This window comes from Achromobacter pulmonis (assembly GCF_002885955.2).
Lineage (GTDB): Bacteria > Pseudomonadota > Gammaproteobacteria > Burkholderiales > Burkholderiaceae_B > Achromobacter > Achromobacter pulmonis_A.
The window spans coordinates 230,904-248,610 of sequence record NZ_POQS01000001.1 but is presented as its reverse complement, the minus strand read 5'-3'; the positions used below and the strand labels follow the sequence as shown (position 1 = coordinate 248,610).

Annotated in this window: 18 protein-coding genes and 1 pseudogene; 3 read left to right on the top strand and 16 right to left on the bottom strand. The window is 69.7% G+C overall.

Annotated elements, in window-relative coordinates:
- The first annotated feature begins 6 nt into the window (after positions 1-6).
- Positions 7-825: an RsiV family protein gene (locus C1I89_RS01185; protein WP_102770985.1), complete on the top strand. Its 819-nt coding sequence runs from the start codon at positions 7-9 to the stop codon at positions 823-825.
- A gap of 182 nt (positions 826-1,007) precedes the next feature.
- Here the strand turns inward: C1I89_RS01185 and C1I89_RS01180 are convergent, their stop codons facing one another.
- The 8 genes from C1I89_RS01180 to mltG all read right to left on the bottom strand — a co-directional run bounded on the left by C1I89_RS01180 (position 1,008) and on the right by mltG (position 9,667).
- Positions 1,008-2,270 carry a porin gene (locus tag C1I89_RS01180; protein WP_102770984.1) on the bottom strand — a complete coding sequence of 421 codons (1,263 nt, stop codon included), beginning with the start codon at positions 2,268-2,270 and terminating at the stop codon, positions 1,008-1,010.
- A gap of 313 nt (positions 2,271-2,583) precedes the next feature.
- Positions 2,584-3,873 carry a Glu/Leu/Phe/Val family dehydrogenase gene (locus C1I89_RS01175; RefSeq protein ID WP_102770983.1) on the bottom strand — a complete coding sequence of 430 codons (1,290 nt, stop codon included), beginning with the start codon at positions 3,871-3,873 and terminating at the stop codon, positions 2,584-2,586.
- A 265-nt stretch (positions 3,874-4,138) separates the two neighbouring features.
- Positions 4,139-5,089 carry a formimidoylglutamase gene (gene hutG, locus C1I89_RS01170; RefSeq protein ID WP_102770982.1) on the bottom strand — a complete coding sequence of 317 codons (951 nt, stop codon included), beginning with the start codon at positions 5,087-5,089 and terminating at the stop codon, positions 4,139-4,141.
- A 25-nt stretch (positions 5,090-5,114) separates the two neighbouring features.
- Positions 5,115-5,966, bottom strand: coding sequence for an ankyrin repeat domain-containing protein (locus C1I89_RS01165; RefSeq protein ID WP_102770981.1), 852 nt, complete (start codon positions 5,964-5,966; stop codon positions 5,115-5,117).
- A 34-nt stretch (positions 5,967-6,000) separates the two neighbouring features.
- Positions 6,001-6,774, bottom strand: coding sequence for a TatD family hydrolase (locus C1I89_RS01160; protein WP_102770980.1), 774 nt, complete (start codon positions 6,772-6,774; stop codon positions 6,001-6,003).
- 66 nt (positions 6,775-6,840) lie between these two features.
- Entirely contained in the window at positions 6,841-7,947 is a 1,107-nt protein-coding gene (holB, locus tag C1I89_RS01155; protein WP_258231299.1) for a DNA polymerase III subunit delta', read from the bottom strand.
- Positions 7,944-8,567 carry a dTMP kinase gene (tmk, locus tag C1I89_RS01150; protein ID WP_102770979.1) on the bottom strand — a complete coding sequence of 208 codons (624 nt, stop codon included), beginning with the start codon at positions 8,565-8,567 and terminating at the stop codon, positions 7,944-7,946. Before tmk ends, holB begins: the two co-directional genes overlap by 4 nt.
- Complete coding sequence (mltG, locus tag C1I89_RS01145; RefSeq protein WP_102770978.1) at positions 8,564-9,667, bottom strand: endolytic transglycosylase MltG; 1,104 nt, start codon at positions 9,665-9,667, stop codon at positions 8,564-8,566. Before mltG ends, tmk begins: the two co-directional genes overlap by 4 nt.
- 153 nt (positions 9,668-9,820) lie before the next feature.
- On the opposite strand from mltG, the gene ygfZ (C1I89_RS01140) reads away from it, so the two are divergent.
- On the top strand, positions 9,821-10,816 hold the full coding sequence (gene ygfZ, locus C1I89_RS01140; RefSeq protein ID WP_102770977.1) for a CAF17-like 4Fe-4S cluster assembly/insertion protein YgfZ: 996 nt from the start codon (positions 9,821-9,823) through the stop codon (positions 10,814-10,816).
- Here the strand turns inward: ygfZ (C1I89_RS01140) and C1I89_RS01135 are convergent.
- Positions 10,813-11,502, bottom strand: coding sequence for a VIT1/CCC1 transporter family protein (locus C1I89_RS01135; protein ID WP_102770976.1), 690 nt, complete (start codon positions 11,500-11,502; stop codon positions 10,813-10,815). The two genes, ygfZ (C1I89_RS01140) and C1I89_RS01135, sit on opposite strands and share 4 nt — an antisense overlap.
- Positions 11,503-11,517: 15 nt before the next feature.
- Here C1I89_RS01135 and ygfZ (C1I89_RS01130) point away from each other — a divergent pair.
- Positions 11,518-12,210 (top strand): annotated as a pseudogene (gene ygfZ, locus C1I89_RS01130) (CAF17-like 4Fe-4S cluster assembly/insertion protein YgfZ); the annotation flags it as partial.
- Here the strand turns inward: ygfZ (C1I89_RS01130) and C1I89_RS01125 are convergent.
- From C1I89_RS01125 to C1I89_RS01095, 7 genes are all read right to left on the bottom strand, one after another.
- Positions 12,207-12,896 carry a VIT1/CCC1 transporter family protein gene (locus C1I89_RS01125; protein ID WP_102770976.1) on the bottom strand — a complete coding sequence of 230 codons (690 nt, stop codon included), beginning with the start codon at positions 12,894-12,896 and terminating at the stop codon, positions 12,207-12,209. The pseudogene ygfZ (C1I89_RS01130) and the gene C1I89_RS01125 overlap by 4 nt on opposite strands.
- A gap of 73 nt (positions 12,897-12,969) precedes the next feature.
- Positions 12,970-13,407 carry a PaaI family thioesterase gene (locus C1I89_RS01120; RefSeq protein WP_102770975.1) on the bottom strand — a complete coding sequence of 146 codons (438 nt, stop codon included), beginning with the start codon at positions 13,405-13,407 and terminating at the stop codon, positions 12,970-12,972.
- Between the two features lies 1 nt (position 13,408).
- Positions 13,409-14,299: a 3-hydroxyisobutyrate dehydrogenase gene (gene mmsB / locus C1I89_RS01115; RefSeq protein WP_102770974.1), complete on the bottom strand. Its 891-nt coding sequence runs from the start codon at positions 14,297-14,299 to the stop codon at positions 13,409-13,411.
- 87 nt (positions 14,300-14,386) lie between these two features.
- Positions 14,387-15,550 carry an enoyl-CoA hydratase/isomerase family protein gene (locus C1I89_RS01110; protein ID WP_102770973.1) on the bottom strand — a complete coding sequence of 388 codons (1,164 nt, stop codon included), beginning with the start codon at positions 15,548-15,550 and terminating at the stop codon, positions 14,387-14,389.
- Entirely contained in the window at positions 15,547-16,701 is a 1,155-nt protein-coding gene (locus C1I89_RS01105; protein ID WP_102770972.1) for an acyl-CoA dehydrogenase family protein, read from the bottom strand. Before C1I89_RS01105 ends, C1I89_RS01110 begins: the two co-directional genes overlap by 4 nt.
- A gap of 140 nt (positions 16,702-16,841) precedes the next feature.
- Positions 16,842-17,192, bottom strand: coding sequence for an RnfH family protein (locus C1I89_RS01100; protein ID WP_102770971.1), 351 nt, complete (start codon positions 17,190-17,192; stop codon positions 16,842-16,844).
- Positions 17,182-17,616 carry a type II toxin-antitoxin system RatA family toxin gene (locus C1I89_RS01095; RefSeq protein ID WP_102770970.1) on the bottom strand — a complete coding sequence of 145 codons (435 nt, stop codon included), beginning with the start codon at positions 17,614-17,616 and terminating at the stop codon, positions 17,182-17,184. Before C1I89_RS01095 ends, C1I89_RS01100 begins: the two co-directional genes overlap by 11 nt.
- Positions 17,617-17,707 lie beyond the last annotated feature (91 nt).

Below are 17,707 nucleotides of genomic sequence, written 5' to 3'. Positions count from 1 at the left end.
AATTCAATGCGTCGCATGTACACGCCGCGAGGCGCGACCAGCGGTCTCATCCTGGGCGCCGCCATCCTGGCGCTGGCCGGCTGCAGCAGCGCGCCGCCGGCCGACATCACCCTGGCCTCGCCGGCGCCGTCGGCGCAATCCACGCCGCAGCAGCTGGGCGACCTGGCCACCGAACGCATCCAGTGGGCCTCGAACAAGCCCGGCTGCGAAGGCGACTGCCCGCGCATCGAAATCGACAGCGTGGCCTTTCCCGGCATCCCCAAGCTGACGGCGCTGGTCGATCACGTGCTGGCCTACATGACCGGCACCGACGCCAACCGCCGCGGCCCCTACGACACGCTGTCCGAATACACGCAGTACTTCTGGTCCACCGCGCGCCCGCGAGACGCCACCTATTTCAAGGCCAGCGTCAAGGACACCGTCGGCGACGTGATCGCCATCGAGCTGCACACCGAGCAGTACCTGACCGGGGCCGCGCACGGCATTCCCGCCACGCAGTACCTGAACTGGGAACGCAGCCGCGGCCGCGTGATGAGCCTGGACGAAGCCCTGATACCGGGCCGGCGCGCGCAATACGTCGCCGCGCTGCAGCGCGCGCACGCCAAGTGGCTGGAACAGAATCCCGACGCGCGCCGCGATCCGGCGACGTACAACCGCATGTGGCCGTTCCAGGAAAGCGACAATTTCGCGCTCACGCGCGACGGCATCGTGGTCAAGTACGACGCGTATTCGATCGCGCCGTATTCGCATGGCGAGCCCGAACTGAGCATCGCCTATCCCGATCTGCGCGGGATACTCAAGCCCGAACTGCTGCCGCAGTCCTGAACGCCTGTGGCAGGCGCCAGGCTGCGGCGTGGCCGGGGTTCGGGTGAGCGGACTGAGAGTGGAGCTAGGGAGGTGGCCGCTTTTTTCGCGTCTGTGGCCGGGTAAGACGCCCAGTCCGCTCAGTGCAACCGCGGCTCGGCGCAAGGGGCGGCGCGTGCGCGCCGCCCGCTCATGGCCGCGCCTTAGAAGCGGTGGCGGATACCCACGATACCCACGGTGCTCTTGACGCCGTCGATGAAGGCGTAGTCGGTGGCGTACGAGGCCAAGGCGTACAGATTGGTGCGCTTGGACAGGTTGTAGGTATAGCCCAGGCTGTAGACGTTCATGGTCGCGTCGTCGCCGGTCAGCGCATCGCTGTCCGGATCGGCGCGCTGCCACGAGGCCAACAGGTTGCTGGCGCCGCCCAGCGGCACGCTCAGGCCGACCAGGTAGGAATTGGCCTTGAAGCCGGACGCGGCCACGTTGCTGCTGAAGCCCTTGGCTTCGGGGCTGCCGCTGCCGAAGGCGTTGATGCCCTGGCCGGTGAACCAGCCGTCGCGCGTCTGGCCGTAGGCCAGCGCCAGCTTCAGCACTTCGAAGTCATACGAGCCGCCCACGATCCACGACTTCGGCGTGGCGTCGGTGTTCAACTGGTTGGCCGGGTTGAGCTGGTCGTAGGTCACGGCCAGGTTCAGCGGGCCGCTGACGTAGCGCAGGCCGGTGGTGATGGCGCGCGTGTTGTCGGCGGTCTTGAAGCCGGTCTGGGCGCTGGTCGTGTCCGAGGCGTTGAACGAGTAGCCGACGCCGAACTGCAGGCCGCTGAACGACGGGGTCGAGTACTGCACCATGTTGTCGTAGCGGACCGTGTTGGCGGCGCTGAAGGCCACGCCCACGTTGGCCTGGCCGTAGCTGGCGCCGAACGGATCGATTGCGCCGAAGTACTTCGAAGCGATGTTGGTCTGGCGGCCCAGTTCCAGCTTGCCCCACGAATCGCTTTGCAGGNTGTCGTAGCGGACCGTGTTGGCGGCGCTGAAGGCCACGCCCACGTTGGCCTGGCCGTAGCTGGCGCCGAACGGATCGATTGCGCCGAAGTACTTCGAAGCGATGTTGGTCTGGCGGCCCAGTTCCAGCTTGCCCCACGAATCGCTTTGCAGGCCGATGGTGGCCTGGCGGCCGAACAGGCGGCCGCTCTGGCCCGACAGGCCGTTGCCCGAATTGAAGCCGCTTTCCAGCGTGAACACGGCGCGCAGGCCGTCGCCCAGGTCTTCGCTGCCGCGCAGGCCCCAGCGCGAGCCGCTGGACACGCCGTTGACCATGCCGACCTTGGATTCGTGGTAGTTGTCGCCCTTGATGCGCTGGTAGCCCAGGCCCGTGTCGATCAGGCCGTACAACGTCACCGAGGTTTCCGCCTGTGCCGTTGCGCCGAACGCGCCCAGGATGGCGGCGGCGAACAAAGTCTTTTTCATTGCAAATTCCCGTTGATTGAACAGACCATGAGCAGGTTGCTTCGCATCGCGGGCGACGTCCCCGGCACATGGTTGCAGCGAATTCTAGGGACGCAATGTGTCAATTCGTTATGCGCAAGCCCGGATTTGCCCTGAGCGACACAAATCGGGACATATTGTGGCCGGCAGCCCACACCGCCAAAAAAATGGGGCCAGTACACATGGCTGCAACGCGGACGTGCATGCCGCAATGAAAATCGCCCCTTGCGGGGCGATCGGGTTTGTCTCCTTGCCTCCTCGGGGCGCGTCCGGGGACGCGCCGCCGAAGCCGGTATCAGGGATAAAGGCCGCGCACCTGGCGCGCCTGCAGGATGCGCGTGCAGGCGACGATGAACGCCGCCGTGCGCAGCGTGACCTTGTGCTCGCGCGCCACCTGCGACACGGCCGCGTAGGCCTCGCGCATGATGCGTTCGAGACGCAGGTTGATCTCGTCCTCGCTCCAGAAGAAGCTGGAGAAGTCCTGCACCCATTCGAAGTAGCTGACGGTCACGCCGCCGGCGTTGGCCAGCACGTCCGGCACCACGTACACGCCATGTTCGGCCAGGATGTCGTCGGCCTCCGGCGTGGTCGGGCCGTTGGCGCCTTCGACCACGATCTTGGCGCGCACCTTGGGCGCGTTTTCGGCGGTGATCTGGCTTTCCAGGGCGGCCGGGATCAGGAATTCGGTTTCCAGCGTCCAGAATTCGTCCTTGTCCATGGCCTGCCCGCCGGAGAAGCCGCCCACGCCGCCGTGCTGCGACACGTGCGAGAGCAGCTTGTGCACGTCCAGGCCTTCGGCGTTGTGCACCGTGCCGGTGTGGTCCTGCGCGGCGATGACCTTGGCGCCGGCTTCATGGAACAGGCGGGCGGCGGTGCCGCCCACGTTGCCGAAGCCCTGCACCACCACGCGCGCCTTGGAGACGTCGATGTTCAGGTCGCGGGCGGCTTCGCAGCCCACCACGAACACGCCGCGGCCCGTGGCTTCGACCCGGCCCAGGCTGCCGCCCAGCGCGATCGGCTTGCCGGTGACCACGCCGGTGGCGGTGGCGCCTTCGTTCATGGAGTACGTGTCCATCATCCAGGCCATGGTCTGGGCGTTGGTGTTCACGTCGGGCGCGGGAATGTCCTTGGACGGCCCGATGATGACGCCGATCTCGGAGGTGTAGCGGCGCGTGATGCGCTCGAGCTCGGATTGCGACAGTTTGCGCGGATCGACGCGCACGCCGCCCTTGGCGCCGCCGTACGGCAGGTTGACCGCGGCGTTCTTGATCGACATCCAGGCCGCCAGCGCCATCACCTCGGACAGCGTCACGTCCTGGTGGAAACGCACGCCGCCCTTGCCCGGGCCGCGCGAGGTGTTGTGCTGGACGCGGTAGCCCTCGAAGTGGGCGACGCTGCCGTTGTCGAGCTCGATGGGCACGTCGACGATCAGCGAACGCTTCGGGCGCTTCAGGGTTTCGACCCACCGCGCCAGAGAACCGAGATACGGGGTGACCCGATCGACTTGTTGCAGGTAATTACCCCAGGGGCCGAGGTCATCGGCATTCAGGTACGACGGCAAGGCGTGGGTGGGAGTTTGAGACATGAGCATGCTCTCCTGACTGAGTTGCGCCATTTTATCCACGAAAAATATAGCGTCCCCAATTTAATATGAAAAATATTTAATGGGGACATATTTGTGTTGCGGATGTCGAACGGGTCGCAAGCCCGGACCTGATCTGGTCCTATCCTAAGCCGCCGCACTGCGCCCGTCCAGCCCGATGCCCTGCCCGCCGCGACCCCGGGGCGCCAATGCAAAAAGGCGGCTTTCCCGAAAGAAAGCCGCCTCCCGAAGCGAGCCCGCCCGGCCGTCAGTCCGCAAGCAGCTGCCAGGCCAGCCGCGCGGCCGCCCGCGCGCCATGGCCGTCGATGTCGAAGGCCGGGTTGTATTCGGCCATGTCGGCCAGGCGCAGCTTGCCGCTGGCCTTGACCCGCAGCGCGATTTCCTCGACCACCGGCAGCGGCACGCCATAGGGCGCGGGCGCGGAGACGCCCGGCATGACCGCGGCCGGCAGCACGTCCAGGTCTATGGTCAGATAGACGTGGGCAGCCCCGCGCAGCAGGCCGTCCACGTCGGCCAGCCTGGCCTCCAGGTGCCGCTCCTGCATCTCGCGGTCCTCGACCCAGAAGGCCCCGGTCTCGGCGGCCCGGGCATACAGCGCCGGCGTGTTGGCCAGCCGCGAAACGCCCAGGCAGGCGTATTGCAGCGGCTGGCCGCGCGCCTCGCAGTCGCGCAGGATCTGGTCGAAAGGCGTGCCCGAACTGCCCGGCCGTCCGGTGCGCAGATCGAAATGCGCGTCCAGGTTCAGCACCAGCACCGGGCCGGCATCGGCGCGCGCCTGCAGCCAGCGGGCCAGACCCTGGAAGCTGCCCCAGGCGATCTCGTGGCCGCCGCCCAGCACCACCGGACGCGCCCCCTGCCCCAGCAGCTCCGCCACGCGCAGACCCAGACGCTCCTGGGCCTCTTCCAGGCGGTCGCCCTTGCACACCACGTCGCCGGCGTCCAGCAGGCGCGCCAGCCCGTGCGCGGGCAGCCCGGCCAGGAACTTGCGGATGCCGGCCGGCCCGCCGGCGGCGCCGACGCGGCCCTGGTTGCGCGCCACGCCGGCGTCGCAGGCAAAGCCCAGTAGCACCGCTTCGCCGTCGCGGACTTCCTGCCCGGCGGCCGGCGCCACGATGTGCGCCAGGCGCCGCGTATCGCCCTGTTCGGCGCTGTCGTCGCGCGCCTTCCACAGGCTTTTGTCGAATTCTCCGGTCGTCATGTCTCGCGCTCCCGGCGACGCGGCGTCAAGGCGCTGCGGGCTCGTCGTAATTGTTCAGCTTCAGGCCCGAGACGCCTTGGACGGCGCCCGGCGATGCCGCGGGAGCCTGCGCTTCGGCCGCCGGCGCGGGCGCGGGCGCGGCTGGAGCCTCGGCGGCAGGCGCGGCCCCCACCCCCCCGCGGCGCCTGCTGCGGGCTTCGTCCTGCTGCGCGATCAGCTTGTCCAGCTGCGCGGCCAGCGCGGTGGATTTGCCGGTACGGGCCCAGTCGGCCGCGGTCTGGCCCTTGGTGTCGCGGGTGCCCACGTCGGCGCCGGATTTCAGCAGCAGCTCGACCATGGGCCTGCGGCCCGACAGCGCGGCCATCATCAGCGGCGTCTCGCCGTTGGGCGCGGGCGCGTTGGGCATGGCGTGCTGCGCCAGCAGCAGGCGCGCCATCTCCATCTGACCCTTGGAGGCCGCGTAATGCAGCGGCGTCCAGCCCAGGCGGTTGACCTTGGCGCCGCGCGCGATGAGCTTTTTGGCCCGGTCGGTCTGCCCGACGATGGCCAGGTACATCAGCGGCGTCTCGCCCGCGGGGTTCTCCGCGTTCACGTCGGTGCGCTTGTCGGCCGCCAGCACGTCGAACACCTTCCAGGCGCCGTCGACCACCGCGCGCATCAGCGCCGGCTGGCCGTTCTTGTAGCGCACGTTGGGATCGGCGCCCTGCTTGAGCAGGTCGCGGATATCGTCGGGATAGTCGTTGGCAACATAGACCCACCAGTCGCCGGGATTGGCCGCCTGCGCGCCCGGCGCGGCCAGCCCGAGCGCCAGCGCCAGCAGCGCGGCGCGGCTGCACGTCAACACGGTCCGATGAGCGGAAGCGACACTGATAGCCATGGATATCCTAGAATTTACTTTAAATAAAATAGATTCAATATTTCTTTATCTTATTGAAAAGACGGAAGAAATTATCGGTCGATGCACGCGCCACCTCGGCCACCGGTATGCCTCGCAGGTCCGCGATCTTCTCGGCCACGTGAATGACCTTGGACGGATCGTTGAGCTTGCCGCGGTACGGCACCGGCGCGAGGTACGGCGAATCGGTTTCGATCAGCAGGCGGTCCAGCGGCACCTTGGCGGCGACTTCATGCACCACCTGGGCGTTCTTGAACGTGACGATACCCGACAGCGAAATATAGAAGTTCTGGTCCAGCGCGGCCTGGGCCACTTCCCAGTTCTCGGTGAAGCAGTGCATCACCCCGCCCACCTCGGCCGCCTGCTCTTCGCGCAGCACGCGCACCGTGTCCTCGGCCGAGGCCCGGGTATGCACGATGAGCGGCAGGCCGGTCTCGCGCGCGGCCCGGATATGGCAGCGGAAACGCTCGCGCTGCCAGTCCAGCGGCTCCGACAGGCGGTAGTAGTCGAGTCCGGTCTCGCCGATGGCCACGACCTTGGGATTCGCCGACAGGCGCACCAGTTCGTCCAAGGACGGGTCCGGCGTGTCTTCGTAATCGGGATGCACGCCCACCGAGGCCCACAGATTGGGCTGCGGTTCGACCAGCGACATCAGCGAGGGCCATTCGGGCATGTTGACGCTGACGACCAGCGCATGGGTCACCTGGTTGGCGGCCATGCGCTCGAGGATGGCGGGCAGATCGGCGGCGAGCTCCGGAAAGTTCAGATGGCAGTGAGAATCGACGTACATGGTGAATCGGATAAAGGACCGCGGCGCCCCGCCCGCAGCCGGGCAAAGCGCCGCCGGATCAAAGGCTTACGCCTGGCAGGATAGCACCACGCGCTGCAGGGCGGCGTGGGCGAACAGCTTGGCGTTCAAGGGATGGGTGGCCAGGGCGCGCTGACGCGTGAGCCAGCGCGCGCCCTCGGCCACCTTGACCGGGTTCATGCGTTTTGCGACCTGCGCGACGCCTTCGGCCAGCGACGGGAAATACCGGGCGGGCGCGCCCGCGCCGACCAGCATCAGGTCGGTGTACAGGCGCTGCAAGGCGTCGATCCATTCGCTGGCCGCCACCTTCTCCAGGGACTCGGCCAGGGTGCCCACGTCGGGCGCCTGGCCGCTGGCCAGCGGCGCGACCAGCTGCCCCAGCCAGGCCGGGCAGGCGGTGGCGCCCGACTGCGCCAGGCGCAGCGCGGCCAGCGGGGCGCCGCCGGCGGCCGCCAGCCATTCGCGCGCCGGCTCGACGTTCTGCCCGCGCAGCCATTGCAGGGCCGTGTCCGGATCGGGCGCCGGCAGCGGCAGGCGCCGGCAGCGCGACACCAGCGTGGGCAGCAGGCGGTCCGGCGCGTCGGCCACCAGCAGGAAAACCGTGTGCGGCGGCGGCTCTTCCAGCACCTTGAGCAAGGCGTTGGACGACACCACGTTGAGCGCGTGGGCCGGATACAGCAGCGCCACGCGCCAGCCGCCGCGGTGCGTGGCGGTGTTGAACCAGGACTCCAGCGAGCGGATCTGGTCGATGCGGATTTCCTTGGACGGCGCGCGCTTGCTGGCGCCGGCGGCCGGCTCCGCGTCTTCGGCGGGCTCGGCGGCGTCGGCCCCCTCTTCCAGCGCGATGGCCTCGGGCCGGATGCGGCGCAGGTCGGGATGGTTGCCGCTGGCGAACCAGGCGCACGCAGCGCAGCGTCCGCAGGCCAGGCCGTGCTCGGGCGCCTCGCACAGCAGGCTGGCGGCCGCGGCCACCGCGAAGTCCAGCTTGCCGATGCCGGCCAGGCCATGCACCAGCCAGGCATGGGCGAAACGGTCGCGGTTGCCCAGCCAGGCGCGCGCCGTGTCCACCTGCCACGGCAGGAACTGCGGCGCGTTGGAGACCGCGCCGTCGCCGCCCTGCGCGGCCGCGTCCTGAGCGTTGCGGGCGGCGTTCATGCCGCCTGCTCCAGCAGTTCGCGCAGCCCGGCCTCGAGCCGGGCGCGCACCTCGGCGATCGGGCGCGTCGAATCGACGATGCGGATGCGGTCCGGTTCGGCGGCCGCGCGCGCATGGTAGGCCGCGCGGGTGCGTTCGAAAAAGGCCGCGCCCTCGCGCTCGAAACGGTCCGGCTCGCGCGAGTCGGCCAGCCGCGCCCGCGCCACTTCCAGCGGCACGTCGAACAGCCAGGTGCGGTCGGGCCGGCCCGCCTGCATCCAGTCTTCCAGCGCGGCCACGCGCCCGGCGCCCAGGCCGCGCCCGCCGCCCTGGTAGGCGTAGCTGGCGTCGGTGTAGCGGTCGCACACGACCCAGGCCCCGCGCGCCAGCGCCGGCTCGATCACCTGGCGCAGGTGCTCGCAGCGGGCCGCGAACATCAGCAGGGTCTCGGTGTCCAGCCCCATGGGATCGGCCAGCAGCAAGGCGCGCAGCTTCTCGCCCAGCGGCGTGCCGCCCGGTTCGCGCGTGGACACCACCTCCAGGCCCTGCGCGCGCAGGAAGTCGGCGATCCAGACGGTATGCGTGCTCTTGCCCGCGCCGTCGACGCCCTCTAGCGTAATGAAGCGTCCACGCGAGGTCATTGGTCTGGTCCTTGTTCGGGTTCTGGTGCGGGGGGTTGTGCGGCTTGCTGCGCGGCCGGCGCGGCCGGTTCGGGGCCGGGCGCGGCATTGCGGCCCTGGCCCAGGACGTAGCGCGAGACGTTGCGGTTGTGCTCGGACAGGCTGGCCGAGAATTCGCTGGTCCCGTTGCCGCGCGACACGAAGTACAGGAATTTGTGCTGCTCGGGCTGCACCGCGGCCAGCAGCGCCGCCCGGCCGGCCGCCGCGATGGGCGTGGGCGGCAGGCCCGGGCGCGTATAGGTGTTCCACGGCGTGTCGGTCTGCAGGTCGCGCTTGCGGATGCGGCCCTGGTAGGCCTCGCCCATGCCGTAGATCACGGTGGGATCGGTCTGCAGCAGCATTCCGACCTTCAGGCGGTTGGTGAACACGCCGGCCACGCGGCGGCGGTCTGGACCGTGGCCGGTTTCCTTTTCGACGATGGAGGCCAGCACCAGCGCCTCGTAGGCGGTCTTGACCGGCAGGTCGGGCTGGCGCTGGGCCCAGGTGTCCTGCAGGATGCGCTGGCCTTCCTCGTACGCGCGGCGCAGCAGGTCGAAGTCGGTGCTGCCCGGCGTGAAGATGTAGGTGTCGGGGAAGAACAGCCCTTCCGGATGCTTGATGGAAGAGCCCAGGCGCTCCATCAGCGCCTCGTCGGAGACGCCGTCCAGCGTCTGCTTGACGTCGGGATTGGCGCGCAGCGCCTGGCGGATCTGGCGATAGGTCCAGCCTTCCACGAAAGTGATCTGGCGCTGCGTCATGTCGCCGCGGGCCAGGCGCTGCAGCAGGCGCCACGGCGAGTCGCCATTATGGGCCTGGTAGCCGCCGGCCTTCATCTGCTTGTCCAGTTCGGACAGCCGCGCCATCCAGACGAAACCCGGCTCCCATACCGGCACGCCGGCCTGGTTCAGCGTGCGCGCGACGGTGCGCGGGCTGCTGCCCGGGTCCACCACGAAATCGATCTTGTCGGCCGCCAGCGGGATGGGGCGGTGCATCCAGTACCAGGCCGAGCCGACCGCGCCCGCGGCGGCCAGCACGACCAGCAGGAAGAACCACAAGACGTAAAAAAAGAGTCGCTTCTTCATAAGTCCCGGAAGTTTAATTGATCGCGCGGCCCTGTCGCGCCAAAAGCGGGGCCGGAGCGCGCCGTCCGTCCCTGCGCGCGGCGCGGGCATGGCCCTGCCCCGAGGGGAAGGCGGCTATCATCTGCACTTTGATGATGCGATAACGCCGCCGCCATGCATGCTTTCTATTCTTCGATTCCCGCGCGCGCCGAAGGTTGCGCGCAATGCGCGCCGCTCGATGATTTCCAGGTCTTCGCCGCCTCCGGCGCCGACGCCCTCACCTTCCTGCACGGCCAGCTGACCCAGGACGTCACCGGCCTGCCCGCCGACGCCGCCCGCCTGGCCGGCTACTGCACGGCCAAGGGCCGGTTGCTGGCCACGCTGGTGATGTGGCTGGCGCCCGCCGCGCAAACCGACGACGCCCCCCGGCTCTACGGCCTGGTGCGCCAGGACCTGGCCCAGGCCCTCCTCAAGCGCCTGTCGATGTTCGTGCTGCGCGCCAAGGTCAAGCTGGCGCCCGCGCCGCTGTCCGTGGCCGGCGTGCTGGCCACGGCCGAACAGGCCGCCGCGCTGGAAGCCGCCGCCGGCGCGCTGCCGCGCACGCCGTGGCAGCGCGCGGAACTCCCCTCCGGCACCTGGATCGCCGCGCCCTCGGCCGACGCGCGGCTGCGCTGGTGGTGGATCGCCTCTGACGAGCAGCTGCAGCAGTCGGGCGCGCTGGCCGAGGTCCTCGGACTGGCGCCGGCCGCGCAATGGCATGCCGCCGACCTGGCCGCGGGCATCCCGTGGATCACCGCCGCCACGCAGGACGTTTTCATTCCGCAGACGGTCAACCTGGACCTGATCGAAGGCGTCAGCTTCACCAAGGGCTGTTATCCCGGCCAGGAAGTGGTGGCGCGCAGCCATTACCGCGGCACGGTCAAGCGGCGCATGGCGTACGGCACCGTCGCCGGCGCCGAGGGCGCGTCGCTGGCCGGCCAGGACGTCTACGACGCCAGCCAGCCCGGCGAGCCCACCGGCCGCATCGTCGATGCCGCCAGCGCGCAGGGCGTGGTCTCGGTGCTGTTCGAAACCACGCTGGCGGCGCTGCCGCAAGGCGACCTGCGCCTGGGCGCGGCCGACGGCCCGCGCATCGCGCCCGCCGACCTGCCTTATTCCATCACGCCCTAGACCGCCACGCCGAACAGCGCGCCGACCCCCGCGGTCGCCGCCATCGCCAGGGCGCCCAGGATCGTCACCCGCAGCGCGGCCGGTCCCTTGGGCGCGCCCCCGGCGCCGGCGGCCAGCGCCCCCAATCCGGCCAGACAGGCCACCGACGCGCCTATGACCCAGCCCACCAGCTGCGGCAGGGGCGCCACCGCCGCCACCACCAGCGGCAGCGCCGCGCCGCCGGCGAACGACACGGCCGAAGCCACCGCGGCCTGCACCGGCCGCGCGCGGTTGTGCACGGAGATGCCCAGTTCGTCGCGCGCATGCGCGTCGAGCGCGTCGTGGCTGGTCAGCTGGCCGGCCACCTGAGCCGCCAGGTCGCGGGTCAGGCCGCGCGAGACATAGATATCGATCAGTTCGGCCAGTTCCTCGCTGGAATTGCGCTTGAGCGAGCGCTGCTCCAGCCGCAGGTCGGCGGCTTCGGTGTCGGCCTGGGACCGCACCGACACGTATTCGCCGGCGGCCATGGACAGCGCCCCGGCCACCAGGCCGGCCAGCCCGGAAGTCAGGATGGCGCCGTGCGAGGCCTGCGCGGCCGCGACGCCGGAGATCAGGCTGGCCGTGGAAACGATGCCGTCGTTGGCGCCCAGCACCGCGGCGCGCAGCCAGTTGGCGCGGAAAATCCGATGATGTTCTCTAGGAGGCATTGCCAGATACCCATGCTACGCNTGTTCGTGCTGCGCGCCAAGGTCAAGCTGGCGCCCGCGCCGCTGTCCGTGGCCGGCGTGCTGGCCACGGCCGAACAGGCCGCCGCGCTGGAAGCCGCCGCCGGCGCGCTGCCGCGCACGCCGTGGCAGCGCGCGGAACTCCCCTCCGGCACCTGGATCGCCGCGCCCTCGGCCGACGCGCGGCTGCGCTGGTGGTGGATCGCCTCTGACGAGCAGCTGCAGCAGTCGGGCGCGCTGGCCGAGGTCCTCGGACTGGCGCCGGCCGCGCAATGGCATGCCGCCGACCTGGCCGCGGGCATCCCGTGGATCACCGCCGCCACGCAGGACGTTTTCATTCCGCAGACGGTCAACCTGGACCTGATCGAAGGCGTCAGCTTCACCAAGGGCTGTTATCCCGGCCAGGAAGTGGTGGCGCGCAGCCATTACCGCGGCACGGTCAAGCGGCGCATGGCGTACGGCACCGTCGCCGGCGCCGAGGGCGCGTCGCTGGCCGGCCAGGACGTCTACGACGCCAGCCAGCCCGGCGAGCCCACCGGCCGCATCGTCGATGCCGCCAGCGCGCAGGGCGTGGTCTCGGTGCTGTTCGAAACCACGCTGGCGGCGCTGCCGCAAGGCGACCTGCGCCTGGGCGCGGCCGACGGCCCGCGCATCGCGCCCGCCGACCTGCCTTATTCCATCACGCCCTAGACCGCCACGCCGAACAGCGCGCCGACCCCCGCGGTCGCCGCCATCGCCAGGGCGCCCAGGATCGTCACCCGCAGCGCGGCCGGTCCCTTGGGCGCGCCCCCGGCGCCGGCGGCCAGCGCCCCCAATCCGGCCAGACAGGCCACCGACGCGCCTATGACCCAGCCCACCAGCTGCGGCAGGGGCGCCACCGCCGCCACCACCAGCGGCAGCGCCGCGCCGCCGGCGAACGACACGGCCGAAGCCACCGCGGCCTGCACCGGCCGCGCGCGGTTGTGCACGGAGATGCCCAGTTCGTCGCGCGCATGCGCGTCGAGCGCGTCGTGGCTGGTCAGCTGGCCGGCCACCTGAGCCGCCAGGTCGCGGGTCAGGCCGCGCGAGACATAGATATCGATCAGTTCGGCCAGTTCCTCGCTGGAATTGCGCTTGAGCGAGCGCTGCTCCAGCCGCAGGTCGGCGGCTTCGGTGTCGGCCTGGGACCGCACCGACACGTATTCGCCGGCGGCCATGGACAGCGCCCCGGCCACCAGGCCGGCCAGCCCGGAAGTCAGGATGGCGCCGTGCGAGGCCTGCGCGGCCGCGACGCCGGAGATCAGGCTGGCCGTGGAAACGATGCCGTCGTTGGCGCCCAGCACCGCGGCGCGCAGCCAGTTGGCGCGGAAAATCCGATGATGTTCTCTAGGAGGCATTGCCAGATACCCATGCTACGCGCGACAAACCTTGCGGCGGCCCTCGTGTGGACGGGTCCGCCGCAAGCAGGATTCAGCGCGGCGTCACGCGCACCGCGGTAAGCAAGCCTATCACGCAAAGCGTGGCCTGCTCGCCTTCGTAGGCATGCACCTCGACCTGGCAGATCGACAGGCGCTTGCCGGGCTTGACCACGCGGCCGCTGGCCACGTAGCGATCGCCCTTGGCGGGCGCCAGGAAGTTCATCTTGAACTCCGAGGTCAGCACGTCCTCGCCGGGTTCGAACAGCGTGTAGGCGGCGTAGCCGCCGGCGCTGTCGGCGATGGTGGTGGAAATGCCCGCGTGCAGGAAGCCGTTCTGCTGGCACAGATCGGCCCGGTACGGCAGGACGATGTCGACCCGCCCCGGCTCCACCACGTCCAGGTCCGCGCCCAGCAGCGCCATGATGCTCTGCCGGGCGAAGCTGGCCTGGACCCGCGAGGCCGGGCAGTCCGATGCCTGGGGCTGCACCATGTCAGTCCGGCTCGCGCTTGAGCAGGTTGACGATGCTGGAGAAGTCCAGCCGGCCCGAGCCGCCGGCGCTGTGCAGCGAATACAGGTTGCGCGCCAGTTCGCCCAGCGGGATCGAAGCGCGCGCCGACAGCGCCGCCTCGGCCGCCAGGCCCAGGTCCTTGAGCATCAGGTCCACGCCGAAGCCGCCGGCATAACCCTTGGAGGCCGGGGCGTGATCCATCACGCCGGGCCAGGGGTTGTAGAGTTCGGTGGCCCAGTTGCGGCCCGAGCTCTTGGCGATGATGTCCGACAGCACCTTCGGGTCCAGCCCGTTGGCCACGCCCAGCGCCAGCGCTTCGGACGTGCCGGCCATCAGGATGCCCAACAGCATGTTGTTGCAGATCTTGGCCACCTGGCCGGCGCCCGCCGGACCGGCGTGGAAGATGTTCTTGCCCATCTTCTCCAGGATCGGACGGGCGCGCTCCAGCGCCGCGGCCTGGCCGCCGACGATGAAGGTCAGCGTGCCCGCGGCCGCCCCGCCGGTGCCGCCGGACACCGGCGCGTCGATCATCGCCACGCCGCGCGCCTCGGCGGCCTGGGCCACCTTGCGCGCCGAGTCCGGCGCGATGGTGCTGCATTCGATGACCAGCGCGCTGGAGGAAATCTTGCCCAGCAGGTCGCCGTCCAGGTACAGCCCTTCGACGTGCTTGCTGGCCGGCAGCATCGAGATCACCACCTCGGCGCCCTGCACCGCCTCGGCGGCGGAAGCGGCGGCCTTGGCGCCGGCGTCGGTCAGCGCCTTGACGGCCGCCGGCACCAGGTCGAAGACCGTCAGGCTGTGGCCGGCCTTGACCAGGTTCAATGCCATGGGCGCGCCCATATTGCCCAATCCGATAAACGCGATACTGCTCATGATGTCTTGTCTCCTGTTGCTGCTGCTATAGGTGTGAAATCATCGTGTGCTGCGTGGCGGGCCGGCCGGCGCCGGGACGGGACGCGACTAGCGCCCTTGCTGTCCCAGGTCCGCCAGCGGATGCGGCTCGCCTTCGGGCCAGGGGTCTTCGAAGAACTTCTCGACCCAGGCCTCGCTGGCCTCCTGCAGCGTGGCCGGATTCCAGCGCGGCTTCTTGTCCTTGTCGATCAGCAGCGCGCGTATGCCTTCGGCGAAATCGCCGTGCGCGGTGCAGGCCAGCGCCGCGATGTATTCGGCGCGCAGCACGTCTTCCAGCGAACGCGCCCGCATGCGCTGCTGCAGCGCGAACGACAGGCGCACCGAGCCCGGCGAGCCCGCCCGCATCGTCGCCGCGGCGCGCGCCAGCCAGGGGTCCTCGTGGTCTTTCAGCGCGGCCAGCTCCTCGTGGATGTCGTCGAGCCGGTTGCCGCTGCACAGGCTGTTGATCAGGAACGAATGCTGGCGCAGCGGGCCCGGTTCGAGCGGGGTCTGCGGCTCCAGCGCGGCCAGCGCGCGGCGCAGCAGGCCGTCGTTGATGGAGCGCGGCGCCAGGCCGTCGTCGGCCGCGCCGGCCCAGGGCTGTTCCTGCAGCGATTCCAGCAGCCTGGGCCAGTCGGCGTGGTTCAGGCGGAAGTCCGCCAGCCCCGCGAAAAAGGCGTCGGACGTGTTCATGTTGGCGCCGGTCAGCGCCAGGAACAGGCCGGTGCGCCCCGGCATGCGGTTCAGCAGCCAGCTGCCGCCCACGTCCGGGAACAGGCCGATGGTGACTTCCGGCATCGCCAGCCGCGAGGTCTCGCTGACCACGCGGTGGCTGGCGCCCATCATCAGGCCGATGCCGCCGCCCATGACGATGCCGTGGCCCCAGCACAGCACCGGCTTGGGGTACGTGTGGATGCGGTAGTCAAGCCGGTACTCGTGCTCGAAGAAGCGCCGCACGTAGGCGTTGTCGGAACCGGGCCGGCCCGCGTTCTCGCGCATGCTGCGGTACAGCCCGTGCAGGTCGCCGCCGGCGCAGAAGGCCTTTTCGCCGGCGCCCTGCAGCACCACCAGGACCACGCCCGGATCATTGGCCCAGGCATCGAGCTGCGCGGCCAGCGCATCCACCATCTCCAGCGACAGGCCGTTGAGGGTCTGCGGCGAATTCAGCGTCGCGATCCCGAAACGCGTTCCATTGGCAGCGGTTTTTTCTTCGAACAGCACCGGTGCGTTCATCTTATGTCGGCTCCTTTTTCCAACAATTGGCGGGCGACGATCACGCGCATGATCTCGTTGGTCCCTTCCAGAATCTGATGAACGCGAGTATCGCGCACCAGACGCTCCAAGGGATAGTCCCGCAGGTATCCGTAGCCGCCATGGATCTGCTGCGCGTCCAGGCAGATCTGGAAGCCCATGTCGGTGGCGAACCGCTTGGCCATGGCGCAGTAGGTGGCCGCATCGGGCGCGCCCGCGTCCAGCTTGCATGCGGCCAGGCGCACCATCTGGCGGGCCGCCACCAGGTGCGTGGCCATGTCGGCCAGCTTGAACTGCAGCGCCTGGAATTCGGCCAGGCGGCGGTTGAACTGGCGGCGCTCGTCCATGTAGCGGCGGGCGGCGTCCAGCGCGCCCTGGGCTGCGCCCACCGAGCAGGTGCCGATGTTGATGCGCCCGCCGTCCAGGCCCTTCATGGCGATCTTGAAGCCGTCGCCCTCCTGGCCCAGCATGTTGGCGGCCGGCACGCGCACGTTCTCGAACGTGATGGGACGCGTGGACTGGCTGTTCCAGCCCATTTTTTCTTCCTTGCGCCCGTAGCTGATGCCCTCGCTGTCTGCGGGGATGGCGAAGGCGCTGATGCCGCCGGCGCCCTCGCCGCCGGTGCGCGCCATCACCACCAGCAGGTCGGTGTCGCCGCCGCCGGAAATGAAGGCCTTGGCGCCGTTGACGATGTAGTCATCCCCCTGGCGCTGGGCGCGGGTCGACAGCGACGCGGCGTCCGAGCCCGCGCCGGGTTCGGTCAGGCAGTACGAGGCGAGCTTCTGGCCGCTGGCCAGCAGCGGCCCCCAGGCCTCGCGCAGGGCCGGCTGGCCCCAGTTGCCCACCATCCAGGTGGCCATGTTGTGTATGGTCAGGAAGGCCGTGGTGGACGGGTCGACCGCCGCCATTTCCTCGAACACGAGCGTGGCGTCCAGGCGCGGCAGCCCCAGGCCGCCGATGTCCTCGCTGGCGTAGATCGCGCAAAAACCCATTTCGCCGGCCCGGGCGAAGGCCTCGCGCGGGAAGATGCCCTCGGCGTCCCAGCGCGCCGCGTTGGGGGCGAGTTCGCCCTCCGCGTAATCGCGCGCGGCCTGCGCGAAGGCCCGCTGTTCGTCGCTCAGTTCCAAATCCACAGCCTGTCTCCTGTAGTCGGTATTGTCTGCCGGCATTGCTGGCGGCGCCGGCCCCGGTATGTCGATTTTGACATGACGTTAACGTAAACGTAAGTCCGTAGCAACGCTAACTTGCGCTTCAGGGCGCCGGCCGCCGTTCCCTACAGCAGGCCGGCCGGGCGGATGCGTCCGTTCCTGGCGGTCTTGGCGCGCCGGTGCTCGGCGCGGCGGCGGCGCGATTCCTTGGGATCGAAGCTCAGGCCGCGGTAGATCTCGACGCGGTCGCCGTCGGCCAGCCGGGCCTGGGGCTCGGTGGCGCGGCCGAAGATGCCCACGCCGCGTTCCCAGGGCTGGACCACCGGAAAGGCCGCGGCGAAGCCGCTGGCCGCCAGCGCGTCGGCCACGGTGGCGCCGGCCGGCAGGCGCAGCTCCCGCATCCAGACGTGGCCCGGCAAGGTGTAGCAGACGCTGACGCTGACGCTCAGACAGGCGGCGGCCGGCTCATTCGCCATACTTGGCCTGCGCGCGCTTGGTGAAGGAATCGATGAAGCTGGTGGCGATGCGGTTGAACACCGGCCCCACCACCATCTCCAGCGCCCGGTTCGAGAACGCGTATTCCAACGTGAACAGTACCTTGCAGGCGTCGTCGGCCAGCGGCTGGAACACCCAGTGCCCCACCAGGCTGGAGAACGGACCGTCCACCAGCTCCAGGTCGATGCGGTCGGGATAGGCATGGGTATTGCGCGTGGTGAAGCGCTGCTTCATGCCCGCGAAGCTGATCAGGATGGAAGCCTGCATGCCATGCTCGTCCCGCGTCTGCACCTCGGCGCCGCCGCACCAGGGCATGAACTCGGGGTACTTCTCCACGTCGGCGACCAGGTCGAACATCTGGGCGGCGCTGTAAGGTACCAGGACGGATCGTTGTACTTTGTGCATCGGCTATCGCAAATGGCTAGAATGGCGGGATTTTACCGGCACCGCCGGCACCCCGGCTAATCGAGGGCTACCCCGGTCGGCCAAACGCGCC

Excerpts from the sequence above, each read along its gene's own strand:
- C1I89_RS01185 (WP_102770985.1), top strand. The coding sequence starts at position 7 with ATGCGTCGCATGTACACGCCGCGAGGCGCGACCAGCGGTCTCATCCTG.
- C1I89_RS01175 (WP_102770983.1), bottom strand. The coding sequence starts at position 3,873 with ATGTCTCAAACTCCCACCCACGCCTTGCCGTCGTACCTGAATGCCGAT.
- hutG (WP_102770982.1), bottom strand. The coding sequence starts at position 5,089 with ATGACGACCGGAGAATTCGACAAAAGCCTGTGGAAGGCGCGCGACGAC.
- C1I89_RS01165 (WP_102770981.1), bottom strand. The coding sequence starts at position 5,966 with ATGGCTATCAGTGTCGCTTCCGCTCATCGGACCGTGTTGACGTGCAGC.
- C1I89_RS01160 (WP_102770980.1), bottom strand. The coding sequence starts at position 6,774 with ATGTACGTCGATTCTCACTGCCATCTGAACTTTCCGGAGCTCGCCGCC.
- holB (WP_258231299.1), bottom strand. The coding sequence starts at position 7,947 with ATGAACGCCGCCCGCAACGCTCAGGACGCGGCCGCGCAGGGCGGCGAC.
- tmk (WP_102770979.1), bottom strand. The coding sequence starts at position 8,567 with ATGACCTCGCGTGGACGCTTCATTACGCTAGAGGGCGTCGACGGCGCG.
- mltG (WP_102770978.1), bottom strand. The coding sequence starts at position 9,667 with ATGAAGAAGCGACTCTTTTTTTACGTCTTGTGGTTCTTCCTGCTGGTC.
- ygfZ (WP_102770977.1), top strand. The coding sequence starts at position 9,821 with ATGCATGCTTTCTATTCTTCGATTCCCGCGCGCGCCGAAGGTTGCGCG.
- C1I89_RS01135 (WP_102770976.1), bottom strand. The coding sequence starts at position 11,502 with ATGCCTCCTAGAGAACATCATCGGATTTTCCGCGCCAACTGGCTGCGC.
- C1I89_RS01125 (WP_102770976.1), bottom strand. The coding sequence starts at position 12,896 with ATGCCTCCTAGAGAACATCATCGGATTTTCCGCGCCAACTGGCTGCGC.
- C1I89_RS01120 (WP_102770975.1), bottom strand. The coding sequence starts at position 13,407 with ATGGTGCAGCCCCAGGCATCGGACTGCCCGGCCTCGCGGGTCCAGGCC.
- mmsB (WP_102770974.1), bottom strand. The coding sequence starts at position 14,299 with ATGAGCAGTATCGCGTTTATCGGATTGGGCAATATGGGCGCGCCCATG.
- C1I89_RS01110 (WP_102770973.1), bottom strand. The coding sequence starts at position 15,550 with ATGAACGCACCGGTGCTGTTCGAAGAAAAAACCGCTGCCAATGGAACG.
- C1I89_RS01100 (WP_102770971.1), bottom strand. The coding sequence starts at position 17,192 with ATGGCGAATGAGCCGGCCGCCGCCTGTCTGAGCGTCAGCGTCAGCGTC.
- C1I89_RS01095 (WP_102770970.1), bottom strand. The coding sequence starts at position 17,616 with ATGCACAAAGTACAACGATCCGTCCTGGTACCTTACAGCGCCGCCCAG.